At 65.1% G+C, this 19,153-nt stretch carries 17 protein-coding genes; 11 read left to right on the forward strand and 6 right to left on the reverse strand.

Annotated elements, in window-relative coordinates; genetic code table 11:
* Positions 1 to 188 precede the first annotated feature (188 nt).
* Positions 189 to 2,492, forward strand: coding sequence for a hybrid sensor histidine kinase/response regulator (locus tag JEY66_RS21950; RefSeq protein ID WP_018271878.1), 2,304 nt, complete (start codon positions 189 to 191; stop codon positions 2,490 to 2,492).
* A 176-nt stretch (positions 2,493 to 2,668) separates the two neighbouring features.
* On the forward strand, positions 2,669 to 3,736 hold the full coding sequence (locus JEY66_RS21955; protein ID WP_018271877.1) for an ABC transporter substrate-binding protein: 1,068 nt from the start codon (positions 2,669 to 2,671) through the stop codon (positions 3,734 to 3,736).
* 10 nt (positions 3,737 to 3,746) lie between these two features.
* Here the strand turns inward: JEY66_RS21955 and JEY66_RS21960 are convergent, their stop codons facing one another.
* From JEY66_RS21960 to JEY66_RS21970, 3 genes are all read right to left on the reverse strand, one after another.
* On the reverse strand, positions 3,747 to 4,139 hold the full coding sequence (locus JEY66_RS21960) for a helix-turn-helix domain-containing protein (RefSeq protein WP_018271876.1): 393 nt from the start codon (positions 4,137 to 4,139) through the stop codon (positions 3,747 to 3,749).
* A 154-nt stretch (positions 4,140 to 4,293) separates the two neighbouring features.
* The gene (gene glnA / locus JEY66_RS21965; RefSeq protein WP_018271875.1) at positions 4,294 to 5,703 is read right to left on the reverse strand and encodes a type I glutamate--ammonia ligase; all 1,410 of its coding nucleotides are present in this window, start codon (positions 5,701 to 5,703) and stop codon (positions 4,294 to 4,296) included.
* 151 nt (positions 5,704 to 5,854) lie between these two features.
* Positions 5,855 to 6,193: a P-II family nitrogen regulator gene (locus JEY66_RS21970; protein ID WP_011441447.1), complete on the reverse strand. Its 339-nt coding sequence runs from the start codon at positions 6,191 to 6,193 to the stop codon at positions 5,855 to 5,857.
* 354 nt (positions 6,194 to 6,547) lie between these two features.
* Here JEY66_RS21970 and JEY66_RS21975 point away from each other — a divergent pair, with 354 nt between their 5' ends.
* The 3 genes from JEY66_RS21975 (at position 6,548) to JEY66_RS21985 (ending at position 10,245) form a co-directional block, all read left to right on the forward strand.
* Positions 6,548 to 8,047: a bifunctional ADP-dependent NAD(P)H-hydrate dehydratase/NAD(P)H-hydrate epimerase gene (locus JEY66_RS21975; protein ID WP_018271874.1), complete on the forward strand. Its 1,500-nt coding sequence runs from the start codon at positions 6,548 to 6,550 to the stop codon at positions 8,045 to 8,047.
* Positions 8,022 to 8,504, forward strand: a complete 483-nt coding sequence (locus JEY66_RS21980) for a GNAT family N-acetyltransferase (RefSeq protein ID WP_334454523.1) — start codon at positions 8,022 to 8,024, stop codon at positions 8,502 to 8,504. The genes JEY66_RS21975 and JEY66_RS21980 overlap by 26 nt, the downstream gene beginning before the upstream one ends.
* 145 nt (positions 8,505 to 8,649) lie before the next feature.
* On the forward strand, positions 8,650 to 10,245 hold the full coding sequence (locus tag JEY66_RS21985) for a B12-binding domain-containing radical SAM protein (RefSeq protein ID WP_016845650.1): 1,596 nt from the start codon (positions 8,650 to 8,652) through the stop codon (positions 10,243 to 10,245).
* A gap of 6 nt (positions 10,246 to 10,251) precedes the next feature.
* Here JEY66_RS21985 and JEY66_RS21990 read toward each other — a convergent pair whose 3' ends face one another.
* The gene (locus JEY66_RS21990) at positions 10,252 to 10,521 is read right to left on the reverse strand and encodes a hypothetical protein (protein WP_244620831.1); all 270 of its coding nucleotides are present in this window, start codon (positions 10,519 to 10,521) and stop codon (positions 10,252 to 10,254) included.
* A gap of 220 nt (positions 10,522 to 10,741) precedes the next feature.
* On the opposite strand from JEY66_RS21990, the gene JEY66_RS21995 reads away from it, so the two are divergent.
* Entirely contained in the window at positions 10,742 to 11,296 is a 555-nt protein-coding gene (locus JEY66_RS21995) for a flavin reductase family protein (RefSeq protein WP_016845652.1), read from the forward strand.
* On the opposite strand, the gene JEY66_RS22000 is transcribed toward JEY66_RS21995, so the two are convergent.
* The gene (locus JEY66_RS22000) at positions 11,293 to 12,192 is read right to left on the reverse strand and encodes a LysR family transcriptional regulator (protein WP_016845653.1); all 900 of its coding nucleotides are present in this window, start codon (positions 12,190 to 12,192) and stop codon (positions 11,293 to 11,295) included. The two genes, JEY66_RS21995 and JEY66_RS22000, sit on opposite strands and share 4 nt — an antisense overlap.
* Before the next feature lie 142 nt (positions 12,193 to 12,334).
* Between JEY66_RS22000 and JEY66_RS22005 the strand changes: the two genes are divergently transcribed.
* The 5 genes from JEY66_RS22005 to JEY66_RS22025 all read left to right on the forward strand — a co-directional run bounded on the left by JEY66_RS22005 (position 12,335) and on the right by JEY66_RS22025 (position 18,384).
* Positions 12,335 to 13,336 (forward strand): HpcH/HpaI aldolase/citrate lyase family protein, encoded by a 1,002-nt coding sequence (locus JEY66_RS22005; protein WP_016845654.1) that lies wholly within the window; start codon positions 12,335 to 12,337, stop codon positions 13,334 to 13,336.
* The gene (locus tag JEY66_RS22010) at positions 13,326 to 14,525 is read left to right on the forward strand and encodes a CaiB/BaiF CoA transferase family protein (RefSeq protein ID WP_016845655.1); all 1,200 of its coding nucleotides are present in this window, start codon (positions 13,326 to 13,328) and stop codon (positions 14,523 to 14,525) included. Before JEY66_RS22005 ends, JEY66_RS22010 begins: the two co-directional genes overlap by 11 nt.
* Positions 14,526 to 14,564: 39 nt before the next feature.
* The gene (locus JEY66_RS22015) at positions 14,565 to 15,935 is read left to right on the forward strand and encodes an LLM class flavin-dependent oxidoreductase (protein ID WP_016845656.1); all 1,371 of its coding nucleotides are present in this window, start codon (positions 14,565 to 14,567) and stop codon (positions 15,933 to 15,935) included.
* Between the two features lie 62 nt (positions 15,936 to 15,997).
* Positions 15,998 to 17,416, forward strand: coding sequence for an MFS transporter (locus JEY66_RS22020; protein WP_018271873.1), 1,419 nt, complete (start codon positions 15,998 to 16,000; stop codon positions 17,414 to 17,416).
* 140 nt (positions 17,417 to 17,556) lie between these two features.
* The gene (locus JEY66_RS22025) at positions 17,557 to 18,384 is read left to right on the forward strand and encodes a tetratricopeptide repeat protein (RefSeq protein WP_334369403.1); all 828 of its coding nucleotides are present in this window, start codon (positions 17,557 to 17,559) and stop codon (positions 18,382 to 18,384) included.
* Between the two features lie 32 nt (positions 18,385 to 18,416).
* Here the strand turns inward: JEY66_RS22025 and JEY66_RS22030 are convergent, their stop codons facing one another.
* Positions 18,417 to 19,127, reverse strand: coding sequence for a hypothetical protein (locus JEY66_RS22030; protein ID WP_016847725.1), 711 nt, complete (start codon positions 19,125 to 19,127; stop codon positions 18,417 to 18,419).
* Between the last annotated feature and the right edge of the window lie 26 nt (positions 19,128 to 19,153).

Raw genomic sequence — 19,153 nt, forward strand, 5'->3', positions numbered from 1 at the left:
GTTCTTCCGGTATCGAGCGCGCGCCGGAAACGGTCTTTCTCCGTACTAATACGGATACGAAAGTGGCGGATTGCCGCGCCGGACTCGGCTAAGCAACAGGGATATTTGCTCCGGCGCCGACACCCCTTTCCGGATTACTGTTTTTCCTTTTCCATTTTCGGTGCAGCCGACACGAGGGGGTGGTCGGGATGAATTTGTCGGGCCGTCTGGCGATGGGGATGATGTTTCCCGTCGCCGCGCTCCTGCTCGCGCTGGGCTTCATCCATGGCGTGACCTGGCCGGGCATTCTGCTCGCGGGTGGCGCGGTTGCGGTGGTATTGATGACGGCTGAGGTGATTGCGAGATCGCTGTCCAGGACGCCCGCCCAGCTGGTGCGGGCTGCGGAGGCGCTGTCGCGCGGCCAGCAGGTCACGCTCGGCTCGAGCGATGACGGCGAGACCGCTCAGCTTGCGGCGACGCTGGCCGAATTGTCGGCGCAGCTGGGCAGCAGGCAGCACCTGCTGGAGAAGACCGTCGAGAGCATCCGCGATCCGGTGGTGGTCGCCGACGAGCACGGGATGATCGTGATCGTCAACGCCGCGGCGCGGCGGCTGTACAGCGTCGAACCCGGGTTTGATACCCTGACCGGCGTTCGCACCTTCCAGAACTATTATGCCGACGGCACCACCGTGATGCCGATCCCGGACACGCCGATGGCGCGTGCGCTGCGCGGCGATAACGTCGACGATTTCGAGCTGATCGTCAAACCGCAACCGCCGCAACCGGCCGTATTCCTTGTCGTCAACGCGCGGCCGCTGCGCGACGATACCGGCAATCTGCGGGGCGCGGTCGCCGTGCTGCACGACGTCACCGCGCAGCGGCGGGCACACCAGGCGCTGGTCGAGAGCGAGCAGATGGCGCAGGCCATCGTCAGGACCGCGCTCGACGCCTTCGTCCAGACCGACCAGGACGGCTTCATTCTCGACTGGAGCCCGCAGGCCGAGGCGCTGACTGGCTGGACGCGGTCCGAGGCGGTCGGCCATCGGGTGGTCGAACTGGTGTTTCCGGAGGAGCTGCGCCTTGCGCACCGGCAGCGGATCACCCGCTTCCTGCAGGAAACCGCGGCCGGCGGCATGGGCATGCGCTATGAAACGGCGTGCCTGCACCGCGACGGTCACCGGTTCTATGTCGAGGTGTCGCTCAACGCGCTGCGCCGCGGCGACGGCTGGATCATCAATTCCTTTGTCAGGGATGTCAGCCAGCGCCGGATCGCCGAGGAGCAGTTGATCCAGGCGCAGAAGTCGGAATCGCTGGGGCGGCTGACCGGCGGCATCGCGCACGACTTCAACAACATGCTGACCGTGATCACCGGCACGATCGAGATCCTCGCCGACGGCGTCAAGGACAACCCGCAGCTTGCTGCGATCGCCAAGCTGATCAGCGATGCCGCCGATCGCGGCGCGCAGCTCACCTCGAGCCTCCTGGCATTCGCGCGCAAGCAACCACTGCAGCCCGCCGAGACCGACGTCAACGACCTGGTCGGCGAGGTGGTCCGGCTGCTGTCGCAGACGCTCGGCTCGCAGACCGAGATCAGGACGGAGCTCGGCCGCAACGCCTGGCTCGCCTTCGTCGACCGCAGCCAGCTTGGTGCCGCGCTGGTCAATCTCGCCATCAATGCGCGCGATGCCATGCCTGACGGCGGCACGCTGAGCTTTGCGACCCGCAACATCCAGCTCGGGATTCCCGACGCCGTGACGTGCGGCGTCGAGCGCGCCGGCGATCATCTCGTGATCGAGGTGACCGATACCGGCACCGGCATTTCGCCGACGCATCTGGAGAAGATCTTCGATCCGTTCTTTTCCACCAAGGAGGTCGGGCAGGGCGCCGGGCTCGGGCTCAGCATGGTGTTCGGCTTCGTCAAGCAAAGCGGCGGCGGTATCGAGGTCAAGAGCGAGCAGGGGCGCGGCACCATCTTCAGGATCTATCTGCCGAAGGCCGACGGCACCGCACAGCGCGCGGCGGAGGAGGACGATCTGCCCGTCAGGGGTGGCGACGAGACGATCCTGTGCGTCGAGGACGACCCTACGATCCGGGACTATGTCACGGGCCAGCTCGAAAGCCTCGGCTACCACGTGTTGGTCGCGGCAAACGCGGACGTCGCGCTCGAAATCGTCAAACGCGGCACCGCGTTCGACCTTCTGTTCACCGATATCGTGATGCCCGGCAGCATGAACGGCCGGCAATTGGCGGAGACACTGATGGCGGGGCGCCCGGCGCTGCGGGTGCTGTTCACCTCGGGCTACAGCGACGGCGTGCTGCCTGCGCAGCAGGGGCGTGGCGGGCACGGCATTCCGCTGCTCATCAAGCCCTATCGGCGCGGCGAACTGGCGCGGATGCTGCGGCGCTGCCTTGATCTTCAGGTCGACTTTCAGGGCGATCCGGTTCCACAGCCTTATTCCGTGCAGCCCGATCTCGAACGCTTCCTGCGCGAGAATCCGCCCGGGAAGACGTAGACCGCGGCGTCGCCTGGATGCCAACGGGTCCGCAACGCGCGGCCCGATGATAAACTGCGCGAAACCCAACATCCCCGATGCGGCCGCTGGGTTTCGCTTCGCTCTACCCATGCTACGCGCTAAGCTCCCGCGACAAAGGCGCGGCCGGTCAACGGCCCGATCTCAGGGAGTATGGAATGCAGGACCGCAAATGGTCGAGGCGCGACTGGCTCAAGGTGACGGCGGCCACCGCCGCCGGCATGGTATTCGCAGAGCCGCTGCGCGCGGCGGCGCCGCCGGCGGAAGCCGTGACGCCGGAGCTGATCGCAGCCGCGAAGAAGGAAGGCAAGATCTCGTTCTACAGCGCGCTGGAACTGAACACGGCCGAGCGTCTCGCGCGTGACTTCGAGCAGAAATATCCCGGAATCAGCGTCCGCGTCGAGCGCTCCGGCGCGGAGCGCATCTTCCAGCGCATCGCGCAGGAGCAGGGCAGCGGCATCAACGCCGTCGACGTCGCCAATTCCACCGATCCCGCGCATTATCTCGATTGGAAGAAGAACGACTGGCTCGCGGCCTATGTCCCGGAGGACGTCGCCAGGCATTTTCCGGCCGACCAGATCGATCCCGACGGCACCTCGGCGACATCCTGCGCCTGGTTCGAGGTGATCGGCTACAACACCGAGCAGGTGAAGCGCGAGGAGGCGCCGAAGAGCTACGCCGACCTGCTCGATCCCAAGTGGCGCGGCAAGATCGTCAAGGGTCACCCGAGCTATTCCGGCGCGATCATGACCGCGACCTTCGTGCTGGCACGCGACCTCGGCTGGCCGTATCTGGAGAAGCTTTCGCAGCAGCGGGTGATGCAGGTGCAGTCGGCAGCCGATCCACCGAAAAAGATCCTGCTCGGCGAGCGCGCGGTGATGGCCGACGGCAACGACTATAACCTCGTGCTGGCCAAAGATCAGGGCAAGCCTGTCGAGGTGGTCTATCCAACCGAAGGCGCGCCGCTGATCATCGTCCCCAGCGGCATCTTCAAGAACGCGCCGAACCCGAATGCCGCGCGGCTGTTCCAGAGCTATTTCTTCAGCGCCGAGACCCAACAGATGCTGGCCGACGAATTCGCGCACCGTTCGTTCCACGGCAAGGTGAAGGAGAAGGCCGGGCACGTGCCGCTCGACAAACTGAAAATGCTGAAAGCCGATCCGGCCCAGGTGCAGGTGCAGTCCGAGGAGATCAAGGCGAAGTACGCCAAGCTGTTCCGGGTGTGACGCGCTGCGATCAGGCCGCACGGATCGATCGCTGCGCGCGGTAGGCCTGGAGTGAGGTGAGCGTGAGCTTGCGGAAGGCTTTTCGAAAGCTGCTCTCGTCCTCATAGCCGGTGGCGCGGGCGATCGCCTTGATCGGCTGCGCTGTGGTCTCCAGCAGCGTGCGGGCGTGCTCGACGCGGCGACGCATGATGAAGGCCTGCGGAGGCTCGTGGGTCAGTTCGCGGAAGCGGCGGTTCAGCGTGCGTTCGCTGAGGCCGAGCGCGTGTGCGAGGCCGCGCACCGTGATCGGGTTCTTGCCGGTGCGGCGCACCAGCATGTCCGCCTTGATCAGCAGCGGATCCTGGCCGAGCATGTAGCCGAGCGGCATGAAGATCGCCTGGGTGCGCTGCGCGGTGTCGATCACCGCATAGTCGGCGCAAACCTTTGCGACCTCAGCGCCTTCGACGAGCTCGACGCCGGCGGACGGCGGCTCGCCAAGGCGAAGGTGTAGTCGCGTACAAAAACAAAAGGCGCTTCCGGTGGAAGCGCCTTTCGCATCGGTGAGTGCTGTAGAGAGCTTACAGCGAGTAGTACATCTCGAACTCGACCGGGTGCGGGGTCATCTCGAAACGGGCGACCTCGGTCATCTTGAGCTCGATATAGGCGTCGATGAAGTCGTCGTCGAACACGCCGCCGTTCTTGAGGAACGCGCGGTCCTTGTCGAGGCTCTCGAGCGCCTCGCGCAGCGAGCCGCACACGGTCGGGATCTGCTTCAACTCTTCCTTCGGCAGATCGTAGAGGTCCTTGTCCATCGCCGGACCCGGATCGATCTTGTTCTTGATGCCGTCGAGGCCGGCCATCAGCATCGCGGCGAAGCCGAGATAGGGATTGGCCATCGGGTCGGGGAAACGCACCTCGACGCGCTTGGCCTTCGGGTTCGCGGTGTAGGGGATGCGGCAGGACGCCGAACGGTTGCGCGCCGAGTAGGCGAGCAGCACCGGGGCTTCATAGCCCGGGACCAGACGCTTGTAGGAGTTGGTGGACGGGTTGGTGAAGGCGTTGATAGCCTTGGCGTGCTTGATGATGCCGCCGATATAGTGCAGGCAGGTCTCCGACAGGTCGGCGTATTTGTTGCCGGCGAAGGTCGGCTTGCCGTCCTTCCAGATCGACTGGTGGACGTGCATGCCCGAGCCGTTGTCGCCATAGACCGGCTTCGGCATGAAGGTGGCGGTCTTGCCGTAGATGTGGGCGACCTGGTGGATGCAGTACTTGTAGACCTGCATCTGGTCGGCCATCAGCGTCAGGGTGTCGAACTTCATGCCGAGCTCGTGCTGGGCCGACGCCACCTCGTGGTGGTGCTTCTCGACCTTGACGCCCATCTTGGCCATCGCGCCGAGCATCTCCGAGCGCATGTCCTGCACCGAGTCCTGCGGCGGCACCGGGAAGTAGCCGGCCTTGGTGCGGATGCGGTGGCCGAGGTTGCCGCCCTCATATTCGGTCGCCGAGTTGATCGGCAACTCGGAGGAGTCGAGGCGGAAGCCGGTGTTGTAGGGTTCGGCCGAATAGCGCACGTCGTCGAACACGAAGAATTCGGCCTCGGGGCCGACGAACACGGTGTCGCCCACGCCCATCGACTTCACCATCGCCTCGGCCTTCTTGGCGATGCCGCGGGGGTCGCGGTTGTAAGGCTCGCCGGTGGTCGGCTCGAGCACGTCGCAGGTGATGACCATGGTGGTCTCGGCGAAGAACGGGTCGATCGTCGCGGTGACCGGGTCGGGCATCAGGCACATGTCGGATTCATTGATCGCCTTCCAGCCGGCGATCGACGAGCCGTCGAACATCGTTCCCTCGGCGAAGATGTCATCGTCGATCATGCTGACGTCGAAGGTGACGTGCTGCCACTTGCCGCGCGGATCGGTGAAGCGCAGGTCGACGTATTTGACGTCGTTGTCCTTGATCGATTTCAGGACGTCTTTGGCGGTCTTCATGAATACCCCTTATGGATGTACGGGTCGGTTTCCAGCGGAGAGCGACGTTATTCCCGCTTTTGGCGAGTTCGTGTGACTACTCAAACGAAATCAGGCTGCCGAAGCAGCCTTTTTTCTCTTTTGCCGTCAGAAAATCCGGATAGCACCGCCCTTAAATAGCGTCCAGCCCGGATTCGCCGGTCCGGATGCGGATGGCTTCCTCGATGTTGGAGACGAAGATCTTGCCGTCGCCGATCCGGCCGGTCTGCGCGGCGCGGCGGATCGCGTCGATCGCCTTCTCGACGAGGTCGTCGCCGATCACGATCTCGATCTTCACCTTGGGCAGGAAGTCGACGATGTATTCCGCACCGCGATAGAGTTCGGCATGGCCCTTCTGGCGGCCAAATCCCTTGGCCTCGGTCACGGTGATGCCTTGCAGTCCGACTTCCTGGAGCGCTTCTTTCACCTCGTCGAGCTTGAAGGGCTTGATGATGGCTTCAATCTTCTTCACTGAGCGCCTCCCGGGCATTGCAGATTGCAGGGTCGAGTTCGATGCGCGTGGGGCGCAGTCTGGTTGGTCTTAAGGCTTCCGGCCGGTGGCCGGAAACACGCGCAATGGTCGCATGGAGCGGCCTTGCGCGCGGCTTCCTCAAAAGCAGGGTCTATGCCAAGTTGTTAAGGTCCCCGATTTCGGAATGTTATCAGCCTTTTAACAGGCAATCGGCTGATATCGAACCACATGGGCTATGATATCCAAGCCTAACAAATAGGCAAATAGATCAAACCGTATGCAGTCGGCCAGTAGAAACCCCGCGAACGTTACAGGAATTGCCTCTCGAAAAGGCGAAGCGATTGAGGATACGGCATGGACGTTCTGACGACGACCGAGATGGAACGCGCCGACCGGCTGACCATCGCAGCCGGAACGCCGGGCTTCGCGCTGATGATGAGCGCCGGTCAGGCCGTCGCGGAAGCCGCGATGGACCTGGTCGAGGAGGGGCCGATCGTGGTGGTCGCCGGCCGCGGCAACAATGGCGGCGACGGCTTTGTCGCCGCCGCCGAGCTTGCCGCGCGCGGCCGCGAGGTCTCGGTGATCCTGCTCTGCGAGCGCGACAGCCTGCAGGGCGATGCGGCGCTGGCGGCGAAGGGCTGGAAATATCCGGTGCTGCCGTTCAACCCGCAGGCGCTCGGCAAGCCGGCGCTGATCATCGACGCGCTGTTCGGTGCCGGCCTCAACCGGCCGGTGAAGGGCGATCCGCTGGAGATGATCGGGGCGATCAATGCCAACGGTACGCCGGTGCTGGCGGTCGATCTGCCGAGCGGCATCAACGGCACGACAGGCGCCGTGATGGGGGCCGCCGTGCAGGCGGCCGAGACCGTCACGTTCTTCCGCAAGAAGCCCGCGCATCTGTTGCTGCCGGGCCGGATGTATTGCGGCCGGGTGCGCGTCGCCGACATCGGCATCGCCGCGCAGGTGCTCGACGAGATAAAGCCGCTGACCGCGGAGAACTTGCCGGAGGCCTGGCGCTGGTCGTTTCCGGTGCCCCGGATCGACGGCCACAAGTACGCGCGGGGGCATGCCGTCGTGGTGTCGGGCGATCTCGCCTCGACCGGCGCGGCACGGCTTGCCGCGCGTGCCGCGCTGCGCGCCGGCGCCGGCCTCGTGACGCTGGCCTCGCCGCGCGATGCGCTTGCCGTCAATGCGGCGGCGCTGACCGCGGTGATGGTGCGCGCGGTCGACAATCCGATCCAGTTCGCCGAGCTGCTCGGCGACAAGCGCCTCAATGCCTGCGTGATCGGTCCGGGCGCCGGGGTCAGCGCGCGGACCCGTGACTTCGTCCACACCGCGCTGTCGGCGCAGCGGCATCTGGTGCTCGACGCCGACGCGCTGACCAGCTTTGCCGGCGCGCCGGACCGGCTGTTCGAGGCGATCAAGGCAAGCGACGGGCAGCAGGTGGTGCTGACGCCGCATGAGGGCGAGTTTCCGCGGCTGTTCAGCGATATCTCCAACAAGCATCCCGGCCGTTCCAAGCTCGAGCGCGTGCGCGCGGCGGCCGAGCGCTCCGGCGCGGTGGTACTGCTGAAGGGCGCCGACACGGTGATCGCGTCTCCCGACGGCCGCGCCACCGTCGCCGCCAACGCGCCGCCGTGGCTCGCCACCGCCGGCGCCGGCGACGTGCTGTCAGGCATCATCGCGGGTTTCCTGGCGCAGGGCGTCGCGGCCTTCGAGGCCGCCAGCATCGGCGTCTGGATGCACGGCGAGAGCGCGAGCGAGGCGGGCCCCGGCCTGATCGCGGAAGATCTCACCGAAGTGCTGCCCGCCGTGTTCCGCCGCCTCTATGACGAATTCGGGATTGAGTATTAGGCGGCTCACGCCGGCCGACACGGATGCCGCCGCGGGCGTGCATCGCGCGGCGTTCGACGAGACGCTGCCGTGGCTCGCCGGCCCGCGCACGCCCGACGAAGATCGCTGGTTCTATCGCGAGCAGATGTTTGCTACCTGCACGCTGTGGGGGGGGGCGTTCGACGGCGCGGCGATGAGCGGCGTGATCGCATTCCGCGACGGCTGGATCGGGCAGCTCTACGTGCTGCCGGGCGCACAGGGCCGCGGCATCGGCGGCGCGCTGCTCGAGATCGCAAGACCCGGACCGGCTGCAGCTCTGGACGTTTCAATGCAACGCCCGCGCGCCGCTTCTACGAGACGCGCGGTTTTGTCGCGGATGAGGAGACCGACGTCATCGGCGACGAGGAGAGGGAGCCCGGCGTGCGCTATCGCTGGACGCGCGGGCCGGCGGGTGAGTGATATTGACCGGAATAGCTGACAGCAGGCAGGCCCGGGGATAGGACCGGGCTCGCGGTAAGGCGAAATATCGTCTGGCTATCCGCCACCTTTTGAGCACTTAATGCCTGTATCGACCAGTGAATGTACCCTTGAGCCTTGAGGTTTGTGGTACGGACCGGAGCAACATGACGAGTCCCTGCCGCGTCCTCATGATCTATCCGAAGTTCGTTCCGGATTCTTTCTGGAACTATACGGAGGCTTGCGAACTCGTCGGCGCGAAGTATCCGGCGGCGCCACTCGGACTGATCACCGTGGCCGCCATGCTGCCGAAGCACTGGGAGATTCGCCTCGTCAACCGTAACACCGAGCCTTCGACCGACGCGGACCTCGACTGGGCCGATCTCGTCATGATCGGCGGTATGCTCAACCAGCAGCCTGATTTTCTCCACCTGATCGATCTCGCCCACCGGCACGGCAAGCCGGTATGTGTCGGCGGGCCCGACGTCTCCTCCAGCCCGCACCTCTACGCGGATGCGGACTTCCAGGTGATCGGCGAGGCCGAGCACATCATCGAGGAATTCATCGCCGCTTGGGAACGCGGTGAGCGCAAGGGCGTGTTCACCGCCGAGAAATTCAAGATCGATGTCACGCTAAGCCCGATGCCCCGCTACGATTTGATCAAGTTCGAGCATTATCTCTTCATTGGCGTGCAGTATTCGCGCGGCTGCCCGTTTACCTGCGAGTTCTGCGACATTATCGAGCTGTACGGGCGCGTGCCGCGTACCAAAACCCCCGATCAGATTCTCGCCGAGCTGCAAGCGCTCTACGATCACGGTTATCGAGGGCACGTCGATTTCGTCGACGACAATTTCATCGGCAACAAGAAAAACCTCCGAGTCTTGCTGCCGCGGCTCAAAGCCTGGCTGGAAGAGCGGGACTATCCGTTCGAATTCTCGACCGAAGCCTCGATCAATATCGCTGACGACAGCGAACTGCTGCAGGCAATGAAGGACGCCAACTTCTTCGGCATTTTCGTCGGCATTGAGAGTCCGGATCCAGAGACCCTCGTGCAGATGAAGAAAAAGCAGAACACCAGGCGCAACATCGCCGAGAGCGTTCACAAGATCTATGACTATGGCATGTTTGTCACCGCGGGTTTCATCGTCGGGTTCGATACCGAAAAAGTCTCGATGGCACAGGCGATGATCGACTTCATCGAGGAGGCGAGCATTCCAGTCTGCATGGTTGGACTGCTCTATGCGCTGCCTGGCACACAGCTGACGCGGCGGCTGGCTAAGGAAGGCCGACTGCACGAGGGCCATGATCTCATGAAGGTCGAGCAGGCGGGCGACCAGTGCACGCTGGGCTGCAATTTCGACACCAAGCGTCCGCTTCGTGACATCCTCACGGATTACAAGGCCGTGCTCGGGCACGTGTACAGCCCGACGGGATATGCAGGACGGCTGTCGCGGCTTGCCGCCATGCTCGACCGGTCGGACCGGCGCCGCGACCTGCCGGATGGCGACATGCGCAAGAGGCTTGGCGGCATCGAAGGCGTACACAAGATCATAAGTGCCCTGCCGGAGGTTCGCGAGCCGTTCTGGAAGACCTTCGTCGAGGTCGCCAAGTCCAATCCGGGCGCGCTGCGTTACATCGTGATGCTGATGGCGCTGTACTTGCACTTCGGGCCGTTCTCGAAATACGTGATCGGTGTGATTGACCGCCGGATTGCCGAGTTGGACGCTACACCTCCGGTGAGGGCCGGGGCGCTTGTGCAATGAGTTGATCTAGTCTGCCGTTTGATGGACGGCAAAGTTCGCTACAGCTTCGGAGTGCATGGGGCCCAACGAACCATAGTTGATCCGGCACTCGCGCTTCTGCAGCACGATAATCTTGACGGCGACCGTGCAACCCGGACAGAGGCTGATCCTTGGGACGCGGCAATTCGGATTGAAGCCGCCTCTCGCCTCGGCCACGCCGGTTGCGGACATCGACAGGACGAGGACCGAAAGGCAGAAAATGATGATTGAGGTTCGAGGCATCTGAAGGTTCTTCATTGACCTACCCGCATCTGGCTCAGCCATACTGAAAGGGCTCCGGGTGAGCGGCACGTTACGTTTCATTGCCCAGGGCGAACTGGAGATCGCCGGACCTCTCCCATGAGCGTGATTGGCATTGATCGGCTGAACTGAACAACTCGTCAGATATTTGTGTTTCCGCGATCGGTTCGACTGACCTATAGGATCGGCATCCTTGTCACTTGCGCGGAACAGTCTGATGATCGCACCGAGCAGCCAGCTCTCTACCGCCGCACGGACCGCCGGTGCGCTTCACCACGACGTCGACCCTGCGTCCTATCGCGCGGCGATGCGCCACCACGCCGGTGCGGTGACGATCCTATCGGCGGGCGGGCCGGGCGACAGAACGGGCATGACGGCGACGTCGGTCTGTTCGCTGTCGGACGCGCCGCCGCGGCTGATCGCCTGCGTCAACCGTTCGGCGAGCGCGCATGGCCTGATCCGGCGCACCGCAGCCTTCGGCGTCAACATGCTGCACGCCGACCAGGCCGAACTGGCCAATGTGTTCGCCGGCCGCCGCGGCATCGAGCGGGACGATCGGTTTTCCGACGCCGACGGCTGGCTGTCGCTTGCCACCGGCACGCCGATCCTTAAGGGTGCGCTGATCGGGCTCGACTGCGAGCTGATCGACGAGCATGCGCACGACACGCATTCGATTTTCGTCGGCGCGGTCCGCGCGATGCATCTGCGGGAGGGGGAGACGCCGCTGATCTATTTTGGTGGCGCGTTCTGCGGATTGGCCCGGCGGGCCTAGGGCCGCGGCTTGAGAAATTTGTGAATCACTGATGTCAGCGCGCCGGCGGCCGGCGAGAACGATTGTCCGCGCAGCGAGACGATGCAGACCGTGCGCTCCAACGTCGGATTGACGATCGGCAGCGCCTGCATCGTCTTCCTGATCGGCCGCGGCAAGGCGACCTTCGGCAGGATGCCGACGCCGAGGCCGGCGCCGGCCAGCGCGGCCAGCGTGTAGCTGTGCTCGACCTCGAACTTGATCTTCATCTGCAGATTGCGCGTGGCGAGCGCGCGCTCCAGCATCGAGCGCAGCGCCGCCGATTTTGAGTTGAGCAGGATCGGATAGGCGGACAGCTCGGTCAGGTCGACCGCGCTGCGCTTGCGAAACGGAAACGCCTTCGTCGCCAGCGCATAGATCGGGTCGTTGAACAGCGGCGCAAACTGAAACTCGGTCGAGCCGTCCGTCTCCGGCCCGATGCCGAAATCCGCCTCGCGCCGGCGCAGGCAGTCCAGCATGTCCTCGGCCGCAAGCTCGCGCAGATTGATGTTGATGCCGGGATAGCTCGCCTGGAAGGCATGCAGCGCCTGCGGCAGGATGGTCGCGGCAATGGTGGGAACGCAGGCCAGCGACAGCGTGCCGCGCTGGATGTCGATGACCTCGCGGATCTCGCGCAGGCCGTTCTCCCATTCGCCGAGCGCGCGCCGGGCATGCGTCAGCAGTTGCAGTCCCTCCGCGGTCAGCTCGACGCGCCGCGTGGTGCGATGAAACAGGGCGGCGCCGACCTGGTCCTCCAGCAGCTTGATCTGCATGCTGACCGCGGATTGCGAGCGGTTGAGCTGCTCGGAGGCCTGGCGAAAGCTCTTGTTCTCGGCGACCGCGATGAACATGTGCAGCAGCTTGAAATTGATCTGCGACATCGTTTTGCCCCGCGGAGGATTGTCCCAAAGACCTGAACAGTTCTTAAGATAATCTCGTTAGAAAGATCAGTGCCGGACATCTAGCATGGTTGTGTTGGCCGCGGGAGACGATCCTGCGGCGCGATGCAGAAAAGATGCTCCAATGTCCTTCACCGTCACCAAGCCGCGCACGCGCCGCGTCCAGCGTTCCGAACTCGCGGTTCCCGCCACCTCGACCCATTTCTTCGAGCGCGCCGCGAGTAGCGCCGCCGATTTCATCTTCCTCGATCTGGAGGACGCGGTTGCGCCGCCGCGAAAACCCGAGGCGCGCGAGATCGCGATCGAGGCGCTGAACCGGATCGACTGGGGCAACAAGACGCTGGCGGTGCGGATCAACGGGCTCGACACCGAATGGGCGCATCGCGACATCATCGAGATCGTCAGCCGCGCGCCGCGCCTCGACCTCGTCATGGTGCCGAAGGTCGGCACCGCATTCGACGTCCGTTTCGTCGATGCGCTGCTGACGGGGCTCGAGCGCGAGTTCCCGCGCGCAAGGCCGCTGGGCATCGAGATCCTGATCGAGACCACGCTGGGGCTCGCCAATGTCGAGGACATCGTGCAGGCGTCGGAGCGGCTGGAGGCTGTGATCTTCGGCATCGGCGATTACTCGATCGACCTGCGCACCTGCGGCGAGATTATCGGCGCCTCCGATCGGCGCTATGCCGTGCTCGCCGATGCGGGCGAGGGCGGCGCGCGCCGCGTGCACTGGAACGACCAGTGGCACTTCGCGCTCGCCCGGATCGCCAATGCCTGCCGCGCCCACGGCCTGCGGGCGATCGACGGCCCCTATGCCAATTTCGGTGATGCCGCAGGTTTTCGCGCCAGTGCGGCGCGGGCGGCCGCGCTTGGTTTCGAAGGCAAATGGGCGATCCATCCCTCGCAGCTCGAAACTGCGAACGAGGTGTTCTCGCCGACCGCACGAGAGATCGGCTGGGCGCGCGAGATCACAGCCAAGATTCAATCCGCCAGCGCCGGCGGCGACGGCGCCTTCGGGCAGGACGGCGTGCTGATCGATCTTGCGGTGCTCAAGCGCGCGCAGGCGATTATCGACCGCAACGACGCAATTCAGGCGGCGGGCAGGGCGGGAGCGCGCGATGTCGCATGAGTCACCGCTTGCCGGAATTCGCGTGCTCGATATCGCAACCTTCGTGGCGGCGCCGTTCTGCGGGACGGTGCTGTCCGACTTCGGCGCCGAGGTGATCAAGATCGAGCAGCCGGGCACAGGCGATCCCCTGCGCCGGTTCGGAACGCCGAGCGACTGCGGCGACACCTATGTCTGGCTCAGCGAAGCCCGCAACAAGAAGTCGGTGACGCTCGATCTGCGCAGCGAGCGGGGCGCCGCGCTGTTTCGCGAACTGGTCCGCCAATCCGACGTGGTGCTGGAGAACTTCCGGCCCGGCACGCTGGAGAAATGGGGGCTCGGCTTCGAGGCGCTGCGCGAGATCAACCCAAAGCTCGTGATGCTGCGCATCAGCGCCTATGGGCAGGACGGCCCGCTGCGCGACAAGCCCGGCTTTGCCCGGATCGCGCACGGCTTCAGCGGGCTCGCTCATCTTGCCGGCGAGGCGGGACGGGCGCCGGTGATGCCGGGATCGACCTCGCTCGCCGACTATATTTCCGGGCTATGGGGCGCGCTCGGCGTGCTGCTGGCGCTGCGCCATGCCGAAGCCACCGGACACGGGCAGGTGGTCGATATCGGGCTCTATGAATCGGTGTTTCGGCTGCTTGATGAAATGGCGACCGTGTTCGCCAAGACCGGCTTCGTCCGCGAACGCCTCGGCGCCGACACTGTCAATGTCGTGCCGCACAGCCATTACCAGACCGCCGACGGCAAATGGGTGGCGCTGGCCTGTTCGAGCGACAAGATGTTCGAGCGCCTGGCGCAGGCGATGCGGCGGCCGGATCTCGCGACTGACTCGCGCTATGCGGCCATGGCCGGCCGCTTGGCGCGGCGCGAGGAGGTCAACGGGATGGTCGCCGACTGGATCGGCTCCATGCCGCTGGAGGCGGCGCTTGCCGAATGCGAGCGTTACGACGTGCCCTGCGGGCCGATCTACAGCATCGCGGACATCTTCGCCGACCCGCAGTACCGCGCCCGCGGCAACATCGCCGAGGTGGCCTCGCGCGCGGGGCCGATCGCGGTGCCGAGCGCGATTCCCAAGATGTCGCGCACGCCGCCACAGTTCAAGCACGCCGGCGTCGCGCTCGGCGCGCACACCGACGAAGTCCTGACCTCGCTTGCCGGCGCAACCGCTGCGGCGCTCGCCGCGCTGCGCAGCGACGGGGTGATCTGACATGCCCCAATTCTCCCGCGGCCACGAAGGAACCACGCCATGACCAGGCAGATGAAATTGATCGGCTTCCTGCAGGCCCAGAATTGCTCGAACTATCCCGCCTCCTGGCGTCATCCGGACTCGAAGCCGAATTGGTTCTCGCGCGACTATTATCAGGAGATCGGGCGGACGCTGGAGCACGGCAAGTTCCATCTTGCCTTCTTCGACGACCGCCTCGCGATCCCTGATCGCTTCGGCGACGATTTTCGCGAGACCATCCGCCACGGCGTGCGCGCGGCGAAGCTCGATCCGGTCTCGGTCGCGCTGACGATGGGATTGGCGACCGAGCGGCTCGGCATCGGCGTGACCTATTCGACCACCTATTACGAGCCGTTCCACGTCGCGCGGGTGTTCGCAACGATGGACCTGCTGCTGAACGGCCGCGCGGCCTGGAACGTGGTGACCTCGCTGAACGACTCCGAGGCGGCGAATTTCGGTGCCTCGCAGCATCTCAGCCACGATCTGCGCTACGACCGCGCCGACGAGTTCATGGAGGTCGTGCTCGGTCACTGGAACAGCTGGGAGGACGGCGCCGTCAGCTTCGACCGCGAGAGCGGGCTGTTCGCCGATCCGGCCAAGGTGCACCGGCTCGACCATCAGGGGCAGTTCTTCCGCTCGCGCGGCCCGTTCACGGTGCCGCGCTCGCGGCAGGGCCATCCGGTGATCATTCAGGCCGGCCAGAGCGGTCGCGGCAAGACCTTCGCGGCACGCTGGGGCGAATTGATCTTCGTGATCTATCCCAATCTCGACATCGCCAAGAAGCAATATGCCGACCTCAAGGGAACGCTGGCCAAGACGGGCAGGGACATCAGCATCGCGCCGGCGGTCTATCCGGTCGTCGCCGAGACCCAGGCCGAGGCCGAGGACAAGTTCGCGGCAATCAGCCGGCTCGCCAAGCCGATCGATGCGCTGACGCTGTTGTCGGAGGTGCTGAACTACGATTTCGCGGCCAAGCCGATGGACGAGCCGTTCACGTCGGATGAGCTGGCATCGATCAGCGGATTGCAGGCGATCCGCGACCGCGTGGTGAGTCTCAGCGGCAAGCCCAATCCGACGCCGCGGGACTTCGTGCAGTTCAGCGGGCGCGGGACGCTCGCCGAACTGCCGACCTTCGTCGGCTCGCCCAAGGCGGTCGCCGATCAGATGGAGCGGTGGTTCTGCGAAGGCGGCTGCGACGGCTTTGTCGTCGCCGCCACCCATGTGCCCGGCACCTACCAGGACTTCGTGCGCCTCGTGGTGCCCGAGCTGCAACGCCGCGGCCTGTTCCAGCGCGAGTATCAGGGCGACACATTGCGCGAGAATCTCGGCCTGCCGCGGCCGCAGGCTGCGCATGCAAGCGCCGACGAGGAGGCGCGCGTCTCGACCGGATAGCGCCGGCACAGAACGCGGGCGCAGAGAACGATCAAAACAAAATCAAAATCAGGGAGGCTGAGGTGACCAAGGGCGTTAACGCGGGGGGCCGGCTCGACAGATTGCCGATTGCCGGATTTCACTACCGGATCTTCGCGCTGATCGGGGCCGGACTGTTCGTCGACGGCTTCGAGATCTTCCTCGCCGGCAGTATTCTCGGCGCGCTGGTTCAGTCCGGCTATTCGGACCTCGCCCAGAATGCGCGCTTCATCTCGGCGACCTTTGTCGGGATGCTGATCGGTGCCTGGCTGGCGGGCGTCGCCGGCGACCGCTTCGGCCGCAAGTTCGCCTATCAGGCCAACCTCCTGATCTTCGGCCTCAGCGCGCTGGCGGCAACGCTCGCGCCGTCGATGAACTGGCTGATCGGGGCCCGCTTCGTGATGGGCCTCGGACTCGGCGCCGAGATCGTCGTCGGCTATGTCGTGCTCAGCGAATTCATCCCGCCGCAGCAGCGCGGCCGCTGGGGCGCCGCGCTCGCAACCTGCACCAATGGTGCGCTGTTCGTCGCGACGCTGGTCGGCTGGGTCGTCATTCCGCATCTCGGCTGGCGCTGGATGTTCGCGCTGTGCGGCGTCGGCGCGATGATCGTCTGGTTCCTGCGGCGCTCACTGCCGGAATCGCCGCGCTGGCTCGAGACGCAGGGCAAGAGCGCCGAGGCGGAGGCGGTGCTGGCGGCGATCGAGCAGGAGGTCGGCAAGGGCAGGACCCTGCCGACCCCGGCCTATCAGCCGGCCCCGGTGCAGCCGGACGTTCGCTTCACGCGCCTGTTCTCGCGGGCGTTGATCGCGCGGACCATCGTCGGCTGCCTGATCCTGATCGGGCTCAACACCGCGGTCTACGGCTTCATCGCCTGGATCCCGACCTTCTTCGTCAAGCAGGGCATCAACCTGTCGTCATCGCTCGGCTACACCATGCTGATGACGCTCGGCAGCCCGCTCGGCACGCTGTCGGGCATGTGGATCGGCGAGAAGATCGACCGCAAGCCGTCGCTGATCGTGCTGTCGCTCGCGGCGGCCGGGCTCGGGCTGATCTATCCGATGTTCATCAACCCCATCGCTTTCGTCGTGATCGGCTTCCTCCTGGTCTTCACGGTGGCGGTGATGCTGGCGCTGGCCTGGGGGCTCTACATCCCCGAACTGTTCCCGACCGAGCTCAGGATGCGCGGGTCCGGCATCTGCAACACTGCCGGTCGCCTGATGTCGATCGTGACGCCGTTCATCGTGGTCGAGCTGTTCACGAGGTTCGGCGTCACCGGCGTCGTCTCTGTGGTGGCCGGGCTCCTGGTGGTGCAGGCGATCGCGGTTGCGGTGCTCGGCATCGAGACCCGCAAGCGCCCGCTGGAGGCGTTGCGGCCGGAGACGATGGACGGCGAAGCGTCATCCGCAGAGATGCGCGGCAAGCTGCAACCAAGCCCCCGCGGGATCGCCGCCGGCGGCGAGTAGCGGGACGAAGCGCGCGATGTCCGCGTGATCAACGCATGCGGACATCCGGGCCTCGTCCGTCAGACGATACTTTTGGTGGACGCGTCGGAAGATGCGGGCTAAACGCGCAGGGTATTCCCTCGGCACCGTGAATCTCGCTCGTGAGTGGCAGGCAGAATAATTTCCTCGCTCAGGCACTGCAACAAGGCGCCTTGGCGTTGCGGGCGCAGCAGTTTGCTCAGGCCGAGCAGATTGCGACGAACATCCTGAAATCAAACCGCACGGACAGACACGCCGCGCTTCTTCTGGCGCATGCCCTGATGGGGCAGAACCGGGGAGGCGAGGCGATCGCAGCGCTCGAGCGGGTTGCGCGCCGCGGCGACGATGGAGAGGTCGAGACTTTGCTCGGCGCGCTGCTGTGCGGCGCGGGCCGCGTCACCGACGGCATCGCACAGCTTCGGCGCACGGCGGCGCGCCGCCCGCCATATTTTCCGTCCTTTCAGGAACTCGCCGGGCAGCTTGCCAAGGCGGGGCAATACGACGAGGCGATCAGCACGATCGAGGCCGGTCTCGCGCTCGCGCCTGAGAGCGTCGATCTGAAGCTCGATCTCGGGCGCCTGTTGCAGGAGACCAATGACATCGCGCGGGCTGCAAGCGTCCTGACGGCGGCACGTGATGCTGCGCCGGGACGCCCCGACGTTCTCAACCAGCTCGGGCGGGTCCTGATCCTCCGTGGCGACTACGCCGCAGCCGCGGATGCGTTCCGCCGCGTGCTCGCGCAATACCCGGATGATCGCTCGACCCGCGCCCACCTCGCCACTTGCCTCTTCGAGCAGGGTGAGCGCGATGCTGCCGAGGCGGCGCTGCGCTCGGTGATGCGCGGTCAGCCCCAGCTATTTGGACGCGCGGCGTTCGTCATGGCCTCGGGATCTCACGGCCGCTTCTTCTTCTCCCAGAGCGCCGCTGCGAAGTTCCTCGGCGGGGACTGAGATTGACGCGGCGGACGACATTCCGCCTTGCCTTACGCCCTGAAGTTTCTCCGGTAGAGGTTCGGCTGCCGTTTGAGCTCGGTGCGGAGTTCGCCGACCCGCTTGGCGTCCTCCGCGGTGAACGGCGATGCCTGCGCGGTCCAGTCGTCTCGCTTGACGGGAATGCATTGCGCGATCGGAGTCCCCTTTGGGAGGACGCCTCTGAAATTCCTGTCGTGCCAGTACGCCGGAAAGTGCACCCAATTGTCGGCATAGAGGTCGGAATTGACCAGGCCGCTGAGCGTGGTGAATGGCAGGTCGAAGCGGTTGACGGGATGGGTGAAGTAGATCGCGTAGCCTTCCGGGGCTTCGACGGTCCACAGATTGTGAAATTTGAGAAAGAAGCGGCCCTCTTCAAACAGAGGGGTGCCGGTGACCTGACCCGGGTCGTGGAAGCCGATCGGTGAGCGTGGGAATTCCGGCGTGCCTCCCGGCGGTAAATCCTGGTCCCAGGTGATTTCGCCGTCCTCGACCTTGAGATCGCAAACCAGCGGCAGCAAGAACCCGCAGGTCATCGCATCCACGAACGGCGGGCAGCGCTTGATGGTGTCCTCGTCGTGCAGGTTGATCGAAGAGAACGCCGTCGCCGGCATCGCCTTGAGCCAGTCGGGAACGCCCTGCGCCGCCGGTATGGGGGCCGGTATCAGTCCGTCGAGCTCCGTCGGGCAGCGGAATTTGAGCGTCAGCTTGCTGTTGGTCGACATTGGGCGCTCCGATTTCGGATCGACCT

It is taken from the genome of Bradyrhizobium elkanii USDA 76, assembly GCF_023278185.1.
GTDB classification, from domain to species: domain Bacteria; phylum Pseudomonadota; class Alphaproteobacteria; order Rhizobiales; family Xanthobacteraceae; genus Bradyrhizobium; species Bradyrhizobium elkanii.